The 15,169-nt window shown below is 71.2% G+C and carries 14 protein-coding genes and 1 tRNA gene; 4 read left to right on the top strand and 11 right to left on the bottom strand.

The window, feature by feature from the left end; translation table 11 throughout:
• Positions 1-4: 4 nt before the first annotated feature.
• The 7 genes from SYV04_RS05370 to SYV04_RS05340 form a co-directional block, all read right to left on the bottom strand.
• Complete coding sequence (locus SYV04_RS05370; RefSeq protein ID WP_321544527.1) at positions 5-670, bottom strand: urease accessory protein UreF; 666 nt, start codon at positions 668-670, stop codon at positions 5-7.
• A 9-nt stretch (positions 671-679) separates the two neighbouring features.
• Complete coding sequence (gene ureC / locus SYV04_RS05365; protein ID WP_321544526.1) at positions 680-2,395, bottom strand: urease subunit alpha; 1,716 nt, start codon at positions 2,393-2,395, stop codon at positions 680-682.
• Positions 2,392-3,066 carry an urease subunit gamma gene (locus tag SYV04_RS05360; protein ID WP_321544525.1) on the bottom strand — a complete coding sequence of 225 codons (675 nt, stop codon included), beginning with the start codon at positions 3,064-3,066 and terminating at the stop codon, positions 2,392-2,394. Before SYV04_RS05360 ends, ureC begins: the two co-directional genes overlap by 4 nt.
• Before the next feature lie 54 nt (positions 3,067-3,120).
• Positions 3,121-3,957, bottom strand: coding sequence for an urease accessory protein UreD (locus SYV04_RS05355; RefSeq protein ID WP_321544524.1), 837 nt, complete (start codon positions 3,955-3,957; stop codon positions 3,121-3,123).
• Positions 3,958-3,965: 8 nt separating this feature from the next.
• Entirely contained in the window at positions 3,966-4,595 is a 630-nt protein-coding gene (locus tag SYV04_RS05350; RefSeq protein ID WP_321544523.1) for a phospholipid scramblase-related protein, read from the bottom strand.
• Between the two features lie 67 nt (positions 4,596-4,662).
• Positions 4,663-7,284, bottom strand: coding sequence for a VIT domain-containing protein (locus SYV04_RS05345; RefSeq protein WP_321544522.1), 2,622 nt, complete (start codon positions 7,282-7,284; stop codon positions 4,663-4,665).
• 6 nt (positions 7,285-7,290) lie between these two features.
• The gene (locus SYV04_RS05340) at positions 7,291-7,791 is read right to left on the bottom strand and encodes a helix-turn-helix domain-containing protein (protein WP_321545224.1); all 501 of its coding nucleotides are present in this window, start codon (positions 7,789-7,791) and stop codon (positions 7,291-7,293) included.
• 108 nt (positions 7,792-7,899) lie between these two features.
• Between SYV04_RS05340 and SYV04_RS05335 the strand changes: the two genes are divergently transcribed.
• Positions 7,900-8,394 carry a DUF2721 domain-containing protein gene (locus SYV04_RS05335; RefSeq protein WP_321544521.1) on the top strand — a complete coding sequence of 165 codons (495 nt, stop codon included), beginning with the start codon at positions 7,900-7,902 and terminating at the stop codon, positions 8,392-8,394.
• 22 nt (positions 8,395-8,416) lie between these two features.
• Here SYV04_RS05335 and SYV04_RS05330 read toward each other — a convergent pair whose 3' ends face one another.
• The 3 genes from SYV04_RS05330 to SYV04_RS05320 all read right to left on the bottom strand — a co-directional run bounded on the left by SYV04_RS05330 (position 8,417) and on the right by SYV04_RS05320 (position 11,888).
• Complete coding sequence (locus SYV04_RS05330; RefSeq protein ID WP_321544520.1) at positions 8,417-9,172, bottom strand: slipin family protein; 756 nt, start codon at positions 9,170-9,172, stop codon at positions 8,417-8,419.
• A complete protein-coding gene (locus tag SYV04_RS05325) occupies positions 9,169-10,485 on the bottom strand; it encodes an NfeD family protein (RefSeq protein WP_321544519.1) in 1,317 nt (438 codons plus the stop codon). The genes SYV04_RS05330 and SYV04_RS05325 overlap by 4 nt, the downstream gene beginning before the upstream one ends.
• Positions 10,486-10,556: 71 nt before the next feature.
• A complete protein-coding gene (locus SYV04_RS05320) occupies positions 10,557-11,888 on the bottom strand; it encodes a glycosyltransferase (RefSeq protein ID WP_321544518.1) in 1,332 nt (443 codons plus the stop codon).
• Between the two features lie 167 nt (positions 11,889-12,055).
• Here SYV04_RS05320 and SYV04_RS05315 point away from each other — a divergent pair, with 167 nt between their 5' ends.
• Together SYV04_RS05315 and SYV04_RS05310 are read left to right on the top strand one after the other, a co-directional pair.
• On the top strand, positions 12,056-12,250 hold the full coding sequence (locus tag SYV04_RS05315) for a hypothetical protein (RefSeq protein ID WP_321544517.1): 195 nt from the start codon (positions 12,056-12,058) through the stop codon (positions 12,248-12,250).
• 13 nt (positions 12,251-12,263) lie between these two features.
• A complete protein-coding gene (locus SYV04_RS05310) occupies positions 12,264-13,850 on the top strand; it encodes an amidohydrolase (RefSeq protein WP_321544516.1) in 1,587 nt (528 codons plus the stop codon).
• 12 nt (positions 13,851-13,862) lie between these two features.
• Here the strand turns inward: SYV04_RS05310 and nhaR are convergent, their stop codons facing one another.
• Positions 13,863-14,759 (bottom strand): transcriptional activator NhaR, encoded by an 897-nt coding sequence (gene nhaR / locus SYV04_RS05305; protein WP_321544515.1) that lies wholly within the window; start codon positions 14,757-14,759, stop codon positions 13,863-13,865.
• A gap of 223 nt (positions 14,760-14,982) precedes the next feature.
• Here nhaR and SYV04_RS05300 point away from each other — a divergent pair.
• Positions 14,983-15,055, top strand: a tRNA-Phe gene (locus SYV04_RS05300).
• Positions 15,056-15,169 lie beyond the last annotated feature (114 nt).

The following is a 15,169-nucleotide window of genomic DNA, read 5'->3' as shown; positions in this document are numbered from 1 at the left end:
CTCCTCAGGACTGGAAGAGGCGGGTGTAGAGGCGGTCGTGGGTGGCGCCGAGCAGGTCGATGAGCGGCGAGGGCTGGGACAGCTCGTTCAGGGACAGCGGTCCGCAGCGGGCGAGGACGGCATCCTGGACGCTGGCCAGCTCGTGGTGGAGGCGCTGCGCCTCGTGCGGCCCGAGCAGGCCCAGGCGCACGGCGGCCGAGGCCACCCCGCGCAGCGCCAGGTGAAGGAAGAGCTCCTGCGCCTGCTCCAGGGGCACGGCGAGGACGCGCAGGGTGAGGCCGAACATGGGCGCGTAGTGCGCCAGCAGCGTGCGCGCGCGGGCGGCTTCGTGCAGCCGCCGCAGCTCGGCTTCCGGGAAGATGCGCGACGCGGTGGCCACCAGCGCTCGGCCCTGGGTGCGGCTGGCGCGGTTGGCCACGTGGCTGGAGAGGAACGCGTCACACCAGCGGTCCAGCGTGCTCGCCTCGGCCTCGGGGGCATAGGCGGCCCGGAGGAAGGGCAATCCGCCATGGCCGGCCTGCCACAGCGAGCCCTCGAGGAAGGTGCGCAGGGCGGCTGGCTCGGACACCTCGCCCTGCTGGGCGGCGGCCTCCAGCCCGGCGGAGTGCGAGAAGCCGCCGGTGGGGAAGGCCGAGTCGGCGAGCTGCAGGATGCGCCAGCGGTGGGACATGCGCTCGGCTCAGAAGAGGCTGTAGAGGCGGGCCAGGGGCACGTGGGTGGCGGGCTCGCAGCGGAGGAGCTCTCCGTCGGCGCGCACCTCGTACGTCTCGGGGTCGACGGTGATGCGCGGCAGCGCGTCGTTGAGGCGCATGTCGCGCTTGCCGATGCCCCGGCAGCGGCGCACCGCGCTGAGCTGCTTGTGCAGGCCGAGGGTGTTCACGCGGCCCTCCTCCAGGGAGCGGCGCGACACGAAGGCCAGGCTGGTGGCGCCCACGGCTCGGCCCATGGCGCCGAACATGGGCCGCATGCGCTGCGGCTGCGGCGTGGGGATGGAGGCGTTGGGGTCGCCCATCTGTGCCCAGGCGATGAAGCCGCCCTTCACTACCAGCTCCGGCTTGGCGCCGAAGAAGGCCGGGCGCCAGACCACCAGGTCCGCCAGCTTGCCCACCTCCACCGAGCCCACCTCGTGGCTGAAGCCGTGCGCGATGGCCGGGTTGAGCGTGTACTTGGCCACGTAACGGCGGATGCGGAAGTTGTCGTTGTCACCGCGCTCATCGGAGAGCCGGCCTCGCTGCTCGCGCATCTTGTGCGCCGTCTGCCACGTGCGCGTAATCACCTCGCCCACCCGGCCCATCGCCTGGCTGTCGCTGGAGATGATGCTGATGGCTCCCATGTCGTGGAGGATGTCCTCCGCGGCGATGGTCTCCCCGCGGATGCGGCTCTCGGCGAAGGCCACGTCCTCGGGAATCCCCCGGTCCAGGTGGTGACACACCATGAGCATGTCCAGGTGCTCATCCAGCGTGTTCACCGTGTACGGGCGCGTGGGGTTGGTCGAGCTGGGGATGACGTTGGGCTCGCCGCACACGCGGATGATGTCCGGCGCGTGGCCGCCGCCCGCGCCCTCCGAGTGGTACGTGTGGATGGTGCGGCCCTGGAACGCCGCGATGGAGTCATCCACGAAGCCCGACTCGTTCAGCGTGTCGGTGTGGATGGTGACCTGCACGTCCTCGGCCTCGGCCACGCCCAGGCAGCAGTCGATGGCGGGAGGCGTGGTGCCCCAGTCCTCGTGCAGCTTCAGGCCCACCGCGCCCGCGCGGATCTGCTCCACCAGCCCCGCCGGGTGCGAGGTGTTGCCCTTGCCGGTGAGGCCGATGTTGAGGGGGAGCGTGTCCGTGGCCTGGAGCATCAGTTCGATGTGGCGCGCGCCCGGCGTGCAGGTGGTGGCGTTGGTGCCGGTGGCCGGCCCCGTGCCTCCTCCCACGAAGGTGGTGACGCCCGAGGCGATGGCCTCCTCGGCCTGCTGCGGACAGATGTAGTGGATGTGCGTGTCGATGCCGCCCGCCGTGACGAGGTGCCCTTCGGCGGCGATGACTTCGGTGGTGACGCCCACGAGCATGCCGGGAGTCACGCCGGGCATGATGCGCGGGTTGCCGGCCTTGCCGATGCCGACGATGCGGCCGTGTTTGATGCCGATGTCCGCCTTGTAGATGCCGGTGACGTCGACGATGAGGGCGTTGGTGATGACGCAGTCGAGCGCCTCGGCGTCGCCGATGCCCTCCATCTGCCCCATGCGGTCACGCAGCACCTTGCCGCCGCCGAACTTGCACTCATCTCCATAGGAGGTGAAGTCGCGCTCCACCTCGGCGATGAGGCCCGTGTCGCCCAGGCGCACCCGGTCCCCGGTGGTGGGGCCGTACATGTCCGCGTAGTGGCGTCTATCGAGGGTGCGACTCACGGCGTGCCTCCTGCAGACGGAGTGGGCGCGACGGGCACGAGCGTCACCGTCTTGCGGTCGCCCGGCTCGAAGCGCACGGCGGTGCCCGAGGGGATGTCCAGCCGCATGCCGGCGGCGCGGGCGCGGTCGAACTCGAGCGCGCGGTTGGTGTGCTCGAAGGGGTAGTGGCTGCCCACCTGGATGGGGCGGTCTCCCCGGTTCTCCACCGGAAGGGAGAGGCGGGGGCGGCCTGGGTTGAGGGCGATCTCTCCGGCCTGGGTGAGCACCTCGCCGGGAGCGGGCACCGACTCGGTGGGCGCGGGGAAGGCCGACGCCGCGGGCACGGGCAGGAAGCTGCCGTAGAGCGCCAGCGCGAGGTCTCCCTGCTCCAGGGAGATGGGGTGGTGGACGGTGACCAGCTTGGTGCCGTCCGGGAAGGTGCCCTCCACCTGCACCTCGGCGAGCAGGTCCGGCACGCCCGGGAGCACCTGGGCCCGGCCGAGCATCCGGCGGCCCACGTCCATCAGCTCGGCCACGGAGCGCCCATCCCGGATGAGCTCGAGCAACTGCGTGGAGAGCAGGGCGACGGCCTCGGGGTAGTTGAGGCGCAGGCCGCGCGCCAGGCGTTTCTGCGCGAGGAACCCGGCGTTGTGCAGCACGAGCTTGTCCAGCTCACGCGGGAGCAGGTGCATGGAGGGGGTCTCCCAGGATTTGAGAATCCATGGTGACGCACCGCGCCGTCGGTGTCACCACTTCCGTGCCAAGGGGTCATCTCCCAACAGTGCGGGCAGGGAGCGCAGGCGCTCACGCAGGGCGAGGGTGGCCTCCTCCACGGAGGTAGCGGCCACGCGCAGCAGGGCGCCGTCCTCTCCCAGGGGGCTGGCGGCTTCAACGAGGGAGGCCCGGCGCCGCAGGGGCGCGGGGGGAGCCAGCAGGGCCTCGCGGAGGGCGGCGGTCTGCGGGCCGAACACCGCGAGCATGCCCAGGGCCTCGAAGCGGCCCATGCGGTGCGGCAGGTCTCCTTCGCCGGGGTCGAGGCGAACGGCGTCGAGCAGGAGGGGAACTCCCTGGCGCTCGATGAGGGTGCGGGCGGTGTAGCGCGAGAAGGCCCAGCGCTCCCCGCGAGCGGCGCGCCCGCAGGTGAAGGCGTCGAGCAGCACGAGCGAGGCGCCGGGGGCGAGCGTGACGGAGGTCTCCTGGTCGTAGCGCGCGTTCGCGAAGCAGGCCACGGGGTCGGGCAGCAGCACGAGCAGCGCTTCTTCTCCCACGCGGGCGTGGAGCGTCTGTCGGCAGCCGCGAGGCGAGCGGTACACCTTGGTGGCGGACTGGGTGGAGAGCAGGCCCGTGGCCCGCGCGCCCACGTCCACCTCGAGGTGGACCGAGTCTCCGTCCACGAGCCCGCCACCGAAGCTGGCCATATAGGCCCAGGCCCCTCGGCCGTGGTTGCGTGGCAGCAGGAGCTTGAGGGGGCTGTTGGCGCGCGCGGCGCGAACCACGGTGCCGTGTCGGCCCTGCTCCAGGGCGAGCAGGCCTCGGCCCGGCGTGTGCTGCGAGGGGACTTCCCGGTGCGCGAGCGCCTCCATGGTTTCGCTCAGACGCCGTAGTTCTCGAAGTGGACGAAGTCGATGAGGAAGGTGGCGGCCACCGCCAGCGTGCGCAGCCGCGCGTCCTGCTCCTTCTCGAAGACGACGCCGAAGTTGTCGGCCTCCGAGAACATCTCCTTGCCCAGGCCACCCCAGCGCTTCTGGATGCGGCCCACGTCCTTGCCGTTCTCCTCCAGGATGAACGTCCACGGGCTGAACAGCGGCCCCCGCAGCCGGCCGAGCACCTCGCCGGAGGGGCCGCGGACCTCATAGATGCGGGAGAAGAAGGCGAAGCGCTGCTGGATGCTGCCCAGCAGGCGGCCCTCGCCGTCCTCCACCTTCATATGGGAGAAGAGGAGGCGCAGTGGCCGGCGGAGCCTCAGCGCGGTGACGCCCGTGGGCGTCTTCAGCTCCATGGTGAAGGGGCGCTTGGCCTTGAAGAAGCTGCGCACCAGGAACAGGCCCACGCCGCTGCCCACCTCGCCCGCGAAGAACAGCGGCTGCCCGTTATCCCCCACCACCTGGTAGCGGTTGCGGCCCTCGAAGCCGGTGAGGATCTCCGCCCACTCCTTCGTCTGCCGCACGCGCAGCGCGCGGTGCTGGAGGAGCGGGGCGAGAGCGGTGGACTCAGGGGGCATGGAAGCCTCGGGACGGGAGGGAAGGCCACCCTACCGCCCCGAGGCCCAGCGCGTCAGGGGTGAACGCTCACCGCGTGGCGAGCGAGTCCACGTGCTGACGCAGCGCCACCTCGTTGCCGATGCAGGCGCTGAGGCCCGCCAGGGGCTGGGCCGCCTGGACGATGCGGCTGCGCGTGCGCGGGCCAGCGGCCACCAGCCACGCCACGCCCAGGGCCAGCTCCGCCACCTCGGGCGCGCCGGTGAGCTGGGTGGCGAGCGCGAGCAGCGCATCCACCGCCTTCTTCACCTGGGTGCCGTGCAGCGCGTGGTTGCTGGTGATGCCCTGGCGCAGCAGCTCCAGCAGCGCGAGCGCGGTGGCGCGCGCCTGGCGCACCGGCTCGGGGCCCGCGCCCGTCCCATCCCACAGGCCGCTGGCGAGCTGGCGCGAGAGCAGGGCGTTCACGTCGAAGCCGTCGCGAGCCTGCTCCTTCGCCTCCTCGAACTGTTCGATGGGGGCCTCCGCCGGGGCGGCTTCCTCCATGTCCAAGGACTCGGCACGACCCTGGGAGAAGCTATCGATGACGCGGCTCAGCAAGCCCCCCTTGGCCTTCGCGGGGGTACCCGGCGCGCTCTGGGCGCGGGCGGACTCCCGGGCCATGGGCTCGGGGGCCGCCGCGATGGGCGCCATGGAGGCCATGGGCGCCGCGGCGGGAGGCGGAAGCGGAGCCCCGCGACCCCCAGCGGGAGCCGGCGCGGGCCTGGCGACCGACTTCGCCAGCTTCTTGCGAGGAGGCGCCGAGATGCCGCGCTCCGCCTCGTCATCATCCACGTCCATGAACGGCTGCGCGAGGGGCAGGCCGCCGATCTTCGCCGCCTCGTCCTTCTTCGCGTTGCCGAACATGGCCCAGCCCGCGGGCGCGTTGACGGGGACGACGCGCGTGTCCGGCTGGCCCGAGGCGCGACGCTCCCCGGTGCGCTCCTCCACCACGACGAAGGAGGTGTACTTCGTGACGATTTGATTCGCCACGGCGAGCTGGACGATGCGCTCCTTCATGCGCTGGGCGCGGCGGCCATCGAGCTCGGCGCTCTCCCACGAGCGGATGCGCTCGGCGGCCCACAGCTTCTCCACGGCGGGACGGTCGGACGCGGCGGGGAAGTCCACCGGCAGGGTAATCAAGAAGGGCTCCTGACCCGAGCGGCCCTTGAGCGTCACCTTGCCCTTGCCGGGCGTGGTGTAGCGGCCGAACACCGTCCAGGGTACGGCGTCCACCAGCGGCGGCAGCTCCGCGGGCGCCAGCTCACTGCCCTCCACGCCCTCGAAGCGGACCTCCAGGTCGGTGACGCGCGGGGCGAGCGCGCGGGAGAACTGCGCCACCACCGTGTCGTCGATGCGCTCGCCGGGGTGGATGAACTCCACCGCGCCGCCCGTCTGCCGCGCCATGTCCTTGAGCAGCGCGTCGCTCACGTTGGTGCCGATGCCGAACGAGTACACGCGCGTCGACTTCCGGGCGGTGAGCACCGCGCGAAGAATCTCGGCCTCATTGCCCACCTGGCCGTCGGTGAGCAGCACCACCACTCCGTCCGGCACGCCGCCCACGGCGGCCACCATGGGCTGGAGCAGCTCGGTGCCGCCCGAGGCCCGGAGCGCGGCCACCCAGCGGTCCGCCTGCTCCAGCGTCTTCTGGGTGAAGACGACGGGCTCGGGAGAGAAGGTCCGGTAGCTGTTCTCGAAGGCGATGATGTTGAAGCGGTCGCCCTCGCGCAGGTGGCGCAGGCACAGCCGCAGCGCGCCCTGGGCCTGGGGCAGGCTCTCTCCGTCCATGGAGCCGGAGGTGTCCACCACGAACACCACCTCCTGGCGCTTGGGCCCGCCGGCGAGCCCCAGCAGGTCCGGCACCACGGTGAGGGCGAAGGCGCCCGGGTACTCACCCTGGCGGTGGGTGACGAGCGTGGTGAGCGAGGCGCTCGGGTCCTCGCTGCGCACGGTGAGCACGAAGTCGCGGTCCAGGGCCACCTCGCCCTTGGCGAACTTCACGCGCACGCGGTGCCCGTCCTTCTCCTGGGTGAGCGAGTGTGAGGGGCTCTCCACCACCACCGCGCGGCCCAGGTCCACCAGCAGGTCCATCTTCAGGCCGTAGGCCACGTTGCCAATGGGAGGCGTGATGCGGTCGGCGTCCGGCACCCGGTTGGTGGGATCGGCGACGCCGTGGCCGGTGCGGTCCCCCTGCGTGCCACCGGGGATGTAGCGGGGAGCCACCAGCGTGGGCAGCATCCACCGCACGCTGCCTTCCTCCACCTGGATGGCCTGGAGGAACTCCACCTCCACCAGCGTCTCCTCGCCGGGCAGCAGGTTGCCGACCTGGGCGGTGAAGACGTTGGGGCGCTCCTGGTCCAGCAGCGCGGCGCCGTGGCCGGCGGTGATGGCGTCGTCGTACGTGCGGAAGGCCTCCTCGCGCTCCTTCACCACGCCCTGCACCTTGCGGCCGTTGCACTCCATGGAGAAGGCGGTGAGCGTCCCATCCGAGGGCAGCGGGAAGATGTAGACGGCCTCCACCGGGCGGCGCTCGGCGTTGAGGTAGCGCTGGCGGACGCGCACCCGCGCGTGCCCGCCGAGAAGCTCACCCGTCACCTCCACGCCCTGAAGGGGAACCTGCGCGCCCTCGCGCGTGAACAGCCCGCACTTCTCGTGGCCTGCATGCTCGGTCTTCATTTGGCTCTACCTTTCTTCCGACTGCTCGATGAGGGCGCGCACGCGGTCCGCGAGCGCGCGGGTCTTTTCGTCCGCCGAGTCCGCCAGGTGCAGCTCCAGCCCCGGCGCCAGCTCCCACCGGCGATAGCCTGCCACCGCCGTCTGCCTGCTCGCCGGCATGGGGCCCGGCGTGGACAACTGGGAGGTCTTGATCGGTTCCGGCGCCGCGGGAGGCGGGGGCAGGGAGGCGGGGGGCAGCGCGGCCTCCGCCAGCTTGCGCAGCTCCTCGGGGCTCAGGCGCTCCAGCTCCCCCTGGATGGCGTCCAGCGGCAGGAAGCGGGCCTGAAGCACACGGATGGCCTTGAGGCGCAGCAGGTGCTCCTCGCCATACACCGTGTCCGGTCCTTTGAAGGGTGGGGCGGAGAGCAGCCCCCGCTGGACGTAGTAGCGCACCGTGCGCGGCGACACGCCCACCGCGGCGGCGAGCTCCGCCAGCTTCCACTCGGTCTGTGTCTTGGTCGGGCTCACGAACATGACAATAAGACTCGACACTTTAACTGTCAAGAAGACAGTTGGTGGGAATTTGCCACTGGCGGGTTGGCTTGCGGTGGAGGTCGAGGTGGGAGAGAAGGAGCCATGGACTCGAGCACGGTTGGGCTGGACCTCTCCTCCATCCGGGTCATCGGCGCGGCGGTGACGCCGGCGGTGATGGTGTCCGGGTGCGGCATTCTGGCGACGGGGTTGGACAACCAGGTGGCGCGGATGACGGCGCGCATGCGGGACATGATGCGCGAGTGGCGCTCGCTGCCGGAGGGCCACCCGTGGCGGAGCATGCTGCGGGAGGAGGTGGCCATCCTCGACCGACGGCATGGGCTGCTGGCGATGGCGCTGATGCTGGACTACGCGGCGATGCTGTCGTTCGTGCTGACGTCGCTGCTGTACCTGGTGCAGCGGCGCTTCTCGGTCCCCGAGGTGGCGCCGGTGCTGACTTTCCTCTTGGGGGTGGTGCTGCTCGGCTGCGTCTCCGTCTATGCGATGGCCTCGCTGCGCTGGGGCCGGCGGGCCATCGCGCTGGAGAAGCGGGAGCTCTTCGAGGTGCGCCCGGCTCCTCCCGGCGGCGGGCTGGGGTGAGGGGGCCTGATCCCCGAGTCGCTCACCGTCCCACGCCGAGCGACCGCAAGAGCTCCAGGGGAATGGGGATGATGGTCTGGTTGCCGCTGCTGGTCATCTCCACCAGGGTCTGCAGGTAGCGCAGCTGGAGGGTGGAGGGGTTGCGGCTGAGCACGTCGGCGGCCTGGGCGAGCTTCTCGGCGGCCTGGTGCTCGCCCTCGGCGGCGATGACCTTGGCGCGGCGCTCGCGCTCGGCCTCGGCCTGGCGGGCGATGGCGCGCTGCATCTCCGTCGGCAGGTCGACGTTCTTCACCTCCACGTTGGAGACCTTGATGCCCCAGGGGTCGGTGTGGGCGTCGAGCACCTTCTGGATGTCGCGGTTGACGCGGTCGCGCTGGGAGAGCAGCTCGTCGAGCTCCACCTGACCGAGGATGGCGCGCAGGGTGGTCTGCGCCAGCTGGCTGGTGGCGTAGAGGTAGTCCTCCACCTGGAGCACGGCCTTGTCGGCTTGGATGACGCGGAAGTAGACGACGGCGCTCACCTTCACGCTGACGTTGTCCCGGGTGATGACGTCCTGCGCGGGCACGTCCCGGGCGACGGTGCGCATATCGATGATGACCATGCGCTCGACGAAGGGGATGAGCCAGCGGAAGCCGGCGCGCTTGAGGCCCACGTAGCGGCCGAGCCGGAAGACGACGCCGGCCTGGTACTCGTTGACGATGCGCACCCCCGAGATGAAGAGGATGAAGAGCAGGCCCAGGGGGATGAGCAGGCCGAAGGCTCCCAGCAAGTCACTCATGGCTTCACCTCGTCGACGTACAGGGTCAGACCCTCCACGCGGCGCACCACCACGGAGGCGCCTCGGGGGATGGGCTGGGGGGAGACGGCCTTCCAGCGCTCGCCATGGACGAACACCTCGCCGCCTTCGGTGGTGAGGGGGCCGAGCGCGGTGCCCTGCTCGCCCAGGAGCCCCACGTCTCCGGCGCGCTGGGGCAGGGTGCGCGCCTGGGCGCCGCGGAAGGCGATGAACACGGCGAAGCCGGCGACCACCAGGGAGGTGGGGAGCACGAGCCGCAGCGGCACCTCGACGCGGGCGGAGGGGTCGATGAACCAGTCCGGATCGAACCGGTCCACGAGCAGCACGCCGCCCAGGACGAGCAGCAGGGCTCCTGCGGCGCCGAGCAGGCCGCTGGTGACGAACAGCTCGGCGATGAGCAGCGCGGCGCCGAGGAAGAGCAGGACGATGGCGCCCGCGCGCACGGGCAGCGCGGAGGAGGCCAGCAGCGCGAGGACGAGGGCCACCAGTCCCACGAGGCCGGGGGCGAAGAGGCCCGGGTGCGTCAGCTCCACCACGAGGCCCAGGGTGGCCAGCAGGAAGAGCAGGTAGACGACGGCGGGGTGGGCGAGCGCGTGGAGCACCCGCTGGGAGGTGCTCGGCGCCAGCTCCACCACCTGGGCGTCACGGGTGGTGAGCTTCTCGGGGCCATCCACGGTCTCGACGCTCCGACCGTCGGCCCAGGCGAGGAACGCCTCTTCGGTGGCGGCCACATGCTCTACGACGCGCAGCTCCACGGCGCGGTCGGCGGGTACGCTGGCGCTCTCGCGCACGGCGGTGGCGGCCCATTCGGCGTTGCGGCCGCGCTGACGGGCGATGCTCTCGGCGAAGGCGATGGTGTCGTTCTCCACCTTGCGGGCCATCTCCTTGCCGCCGGCCTGCTCGGGGTCCTCCCCGCCGGGACCGACGACAGGGTGGGCCGCGCCGATGTTGGTGCCAGGGGCCATGGCGGCCACGTGGGAGGCGAGGGTGAGGAAGACGCCCGCGCTCCCGGCCCGAGCCCCCGAGGGACCCACCCACACCAGTACGGGCACGCGCGAGGCGAGGAAGGCGCGGACGATGGCGCGGGTGGACTCCAGCGAGCCCCCGGGCGTGTCCAGCCGGACGAGGAGCGCGGCGTGTCCGGCCTCCTCCGCGCGGCGCACGCACTCGGCCAGGTAGGCGCCAGAGCCGGCATCCACTACTCCTTCGAGCGTGCAGCGGGACACGACAGGAGAGGCGGGGGGAGCCGCGGCAAGCCCTCCGGTGCCCAGCAGCACCAGGGTCAGCAGGAGCACGAAGACCCTTCGACAGAGGGCCAGGGAGGGAGGGCCGCGCCCAGGGAGCCGAAGCCCTGTGGCCCGGGCGCTCATGGGGCGGCGCTCGGCTGGGAGGTCAGGGCCAGGCTTCGGGGCTCGAGGGGCTTCTCGTGGGCCAGCGCGTCCAGCAACCGCAGGTGGTCGCGCAGCATGCGGGTCACGAGGAAGTGCTGGCGCACGTGTTCCCGGCCCCGCTCTCCGAGGTGGTGGGCTTCATCTGGACGCTGCAGCAGGTGCAGCACTGCCTTGGCGCACTCCTCCACGCCGTCCACGAGGAGGCCGCCAGTGCCCTCGGGCATCTGCAGGGGAATGCCGCCCGCGCGCCCGGCGACGACGGGGGTGCCCTTCCACAGCGCCTCGGAGACGACGAGGCCAAAGCCCTCACGGATGGACTTCTGGATGACGACGTTGGACAGGGACTGGAAGGCGTTGACCTCGATGTTCCCCACGCCCACGAGGTTGGTGAAGATGTGGATGAGGTTGTCACCGGCGGTGGCGTCGCGGATCTCCCGGTAGATGTCCCAGCCCTCGGGGTCATCCAGCGCGAGCGAGCCCACCAGGGCCAGTTGCAATTCCGGGACATGCGCCCGCACGCGGCGGTAGGCGGCGATGACGCCGAGCGGGTCCTTCCAGGGGTCGAAGCGGCTGATCTGGGTGACGAGGGGGCGGCTCAGGCGCACGCCGGTCCACTCCAGGACGTGGCGCGCGAGGTCCTCGGGGAGCGGGAGGTTCTTGGGGCTGAGCGGATCGATGGCCGGCGGATGGATGCTGACCCGGCTCAGGGGGAAGTGGGGCGGGATGAACTCCGCCATGGTGAAGATGGCGGCGTCATAGGCGGGCAGGAAGGGGCGGATGAACTCCCAGGCCTCGGGGTTGGGGTGCGAGGTGTCGATGTGGCAGCGCCAGAGCCACCGTGCGCCCCGGCGGCCCCGGAGCATGGGCAGGGCGGCGGGCTGCGGGTCATGCACGGTGATGAAGTCGTAGTCGTCCGAGAGGTGGGAGGCGTTGAGCTGGGAGTGGGCGAGGTAGGTGGCCTTGTCCGACTCGGAGAACCCGCCCGGCGCGCCCTGGAGGGCATTGTGGAGGCGCTTGGTGATTTGAAAGAAGGCATCGTCGCCGCGGATGATCTGCCACTCGGCCACCAGCCCCAGGTCGTTGAGCAGGGGGACGCCCGAGCGGAGGATCTCCGAGACGCCGCCGCCGTAGGGGGTGGCATTGAGGTGGAGGCAGCGCGCGCCGCGCAGGCGCTCGGCGAGATGGAGGATCTCATCGAGCTGCTCATCGGGAGCGATACCGCGGTAGGCGGAGAGCGAGCGCTTGCCAATATCGACGAGGTCCAGCATGGGTCCCTCCAAGGAGGCGGCCAGGAAGAAGGTGTCCATGGAGCGGCGCGGCTTCACCTGGGGTGGAGCGCAAGCCGGGAGGGGAGCCCGAGGGGCGGAGGCCTGGTGGGGCGGGCGCTCATCCAATGGAGAACGGAAGCTCCCCTGGCGCGTTGCCATGCTGGGGGGCGCTCCCTAGGGTCGACGGGAACCCAGTGGGAGGAGCTATGCGCCGCGTTGTACTTGCAGCAGCCGTGCTGGCCGCCGTCGCCTTTGCTTGTCGGACGACGCAGCCGGAGGGGACGGAGAACCAGATGCCCATCGACAGCGTGGGCACGGAGCCCGTGCAGACGGTGCCCGCCGAGCCGCCGGGGCCCGCGGGGCCGCTCACCGCGCCGATGGACGCGGGGACGGGAGGGTAGGAATCTCCCGAGGGTGAAGACGACCCTCTATGTAGCGAAGCGCATCCGGACCTTGGATGCGGCACGGCCGGTGGCCCAGGCCCTGGCGGTGCGAGGCGACACGGTGCTGGCGGTGGGCTCCCGCGAGGAGGTACGCGCGGTGGCCGGCCCCGGGGTTCGCGAGGTGGACCTGGGCGCCGCCACCGTGGTGCCGGGGTTGGTGGACGCCCACGCCCATATCAGCGGGCTGGGGCGTACGCTGACGACGGCGCGGCTGGAGGGCGCTGCCTCGCTGGAGGAGGCGGTGCATCGGCTGGCGGAAGCGCCGCGCACCAGCTTCCAGGGCGACTGGCTCCTGGGCAAGGGGTGGGACCAGAACGCGTGGCCGACGCGGGCGTTCCCCGGCCGGAAGGAGCTGGACGCGCGTTTCCCCACCACGCCGGTGTGCCTCATGCGGGTGGACCACCACGCGTATTGGGTGAACGGCGAGGCGCTGCGGCGCGCGGGGATTGGCCGGGACACGCCAGACCCGGCGGGCGGGCGCATCGTCCGGGACGCGGCGGGGGAAGCCACGGGCGTGCTCATCGACAACGCGATGGACCTGGTGACGGCGGCGGTGCCCGAGCCCACACAGGCACAGCTCGAGGCGCGGCTGCGGGCGGCGCTGGAGCGCTGTGCCCAGGTGGGGCTGACGGGGGTCCACGACGCGGGAATGGAACTGGCGGCCTTCCGGAAGTTGCGGGAGTGGGAGGAGGCAGGGCACCTGCCGCTGCGCGTGTACGCGATGGCGGCGGGCCAGGGCGAGGAGCGGCACGCGTACCTGGAGCAGGGCCCCTACGAGGGGCGGATGCTGGGGATGAAGTCGGTGAAGCTGCTGGCGGACGGGGCCTTGGGCTCCCGTGGGGCGGCGCTGCACGAGCCCTACAGCGACGAGGCCGGGCAGTACGGGCTGTTGCTGCTGTCGCCCGAGGAGCTGGAGGCGCGGGCGCGGGCCTTCATGCGGAGAGGGTTCCAGGTGTGCATCCACGCCATCGGGGATCGGGCGAACACGCTGGTGCTGGACGTACTGCTCCAGTGCGCGGAGGAGACGGGGACGCGCCACCTGCGCCACCGGGTGGAGCACGCGCAGATCCTCCGGAAGGAGGACATCCGCCGGCTGGGGGCGGCGGGGCTGGTAGCGAGCGTGCAGCCCACGCACGCGACGAGCGACATGGGCTGGGCGGAGGCGCGGCTGGGCCGGGAGCGACTGGAGGGCGCCTATGCGTGGCGCAGCCTGAAGGAGGCGGGAGCACAGCTGGCGCTGGGCAGCGACTTCCCCATCGAGAACCCGGACGTGCTGGCGGGGCTGTACGCGGCGCGCACGCGGCAGGACGCGGCGGGCCGGCCCGAGGGAGGCTGGATGCCCCACGAGCGGCTCACGGCCGAGGAGGCGCTGGAGGGCTTCACGGTGGGGCCGGCGTGGGCTTCCTTTAAAGAGGACCGGCGCGGCCGGCTGGCGCCGGGCATGGACGCGGACTTCGTGGCGCTGTCGGTGGATCCGGTGGAGGGCCCGGCGGCGGAGCTGGTGGACGCGCGGGTGGTGGCCACGGTGGTGGCGGGCGCCGAGGTCTTCCGGTCCTGAGGTGCGCCGGACTCAGCGTGTGAAGAGGCTGGAGCGAGCAGCCTCGGCGATGGCGACGACGGCGGGGTGGCGCAGGCGGCGCTCGACGGTGATGGCGTAGAAGCAGGATTCGATCTCCTCGGTGCGACCGAGGAGGGAGACCTCGAACTGGCGGACGACCTCGTCCTCGATGACGGAGGGCATGGCGAAGACGCCGAGCCCGCGCTGGCCGAAGGCCTTGATGAGGGCGCTGTCGTCGAAGTCCCCGACGACGTTGGGGCGGATCTCCTGGGCCTCGAACCAGAGGTCGAGCGCGTGCCGGACGGAGCTGGACTCGGAAGGAAGGAGCATGGGGGCTCCATCCAGGGAGCGGGGGAAGTCCTTCTTGAGGTGCTGGAAGGAGGAGGAGGCGAAGAAGGACACGCCACACTTGCCGAGCAGGTGGTTGAAGGCGCGCACGCTGACGGGCTCGGAGCCGGGGGCATCGGCGAGGACGACGTCGAGCTCATGGAGGGCGAGCGAGGCCAGGAGCTGGGGCAGGGGGCCCTCGCGACACACCAGGCGCAGGGGACCGACATCGAGGGCGGGTTGGAGCAGGCGTTCGGCGACGATTTTGGGGACGACGTCGGCGATGCCGACCTGGAGTCGGAGCTGCTGGCCGGGGGGGAGGCCGCCGACGACGTTCTTGAGCTCATTGCCGAGGCGGAAGATCTCATCGGCGTAGCGCATGACGGTGCGGCCGACGTCGGTGAGGACGAGCTTGCGGCCCTGACGCTCGAAGAGCTTGTGGCCGAGCGACTCCTCGAGGAGCTTGATCTGACTGCTGATGGTGGGCTGGGCGAGGTGGAGCTCTTCGCCGGCCTTGGCGATGGTGCCCGCGCGGGCAACGGTCCAGAAATAGAGGAGATGGTGGTAGTTGAGCCAGCTCACGCGGACCTCAGGTAAGGGCAGGTAGCCTCTTCGATTCACAAAAAAACAAAGGATTTTCCGTACAATTGGATGACCCAGTAGGAGCGCCATCGGTCACGGGATGGAGGCGTAAATGGCCTGGAGGGAAGGTCGGCTGGTGGGCGGGCGTGAGCAGGTGGGGCTCAGAACGCGCTTGACGGGAGGGGGGAGTCCCCGTAAATCGGCGCTGTCTCGCAGCGGCAACGCCCAGGTAGCTCAGTCGGTAGAGCAGGGGACTGAAAATCCCCGTGTCGGTGGTTCGATTCCGCCCCTGGGCACAGAAAACTGTAGAGATTTCAGGGCGTTGGACTTCGGTCTGACGCCCTTCTTTTTTGCCCGCAGTGCGCCACGGGCAAAATACGGGCAACCTCCCGCACGTTTCCCCATGAGGG

This window comes from Hyalangium ruber, from assembly GCF_034259325.1.
Lineage (GTDB): Bacteria > Myxococcota > Myxococcia > Myxococcales > Myxococcaceae > Hyalangium_A > Hyalangium_A rubrum.
The sequence above is the reverse complement of the archived record's forward strand: the minus strand, read 5'-3'. Positions and strand labels throughout refer to the sequence as shown.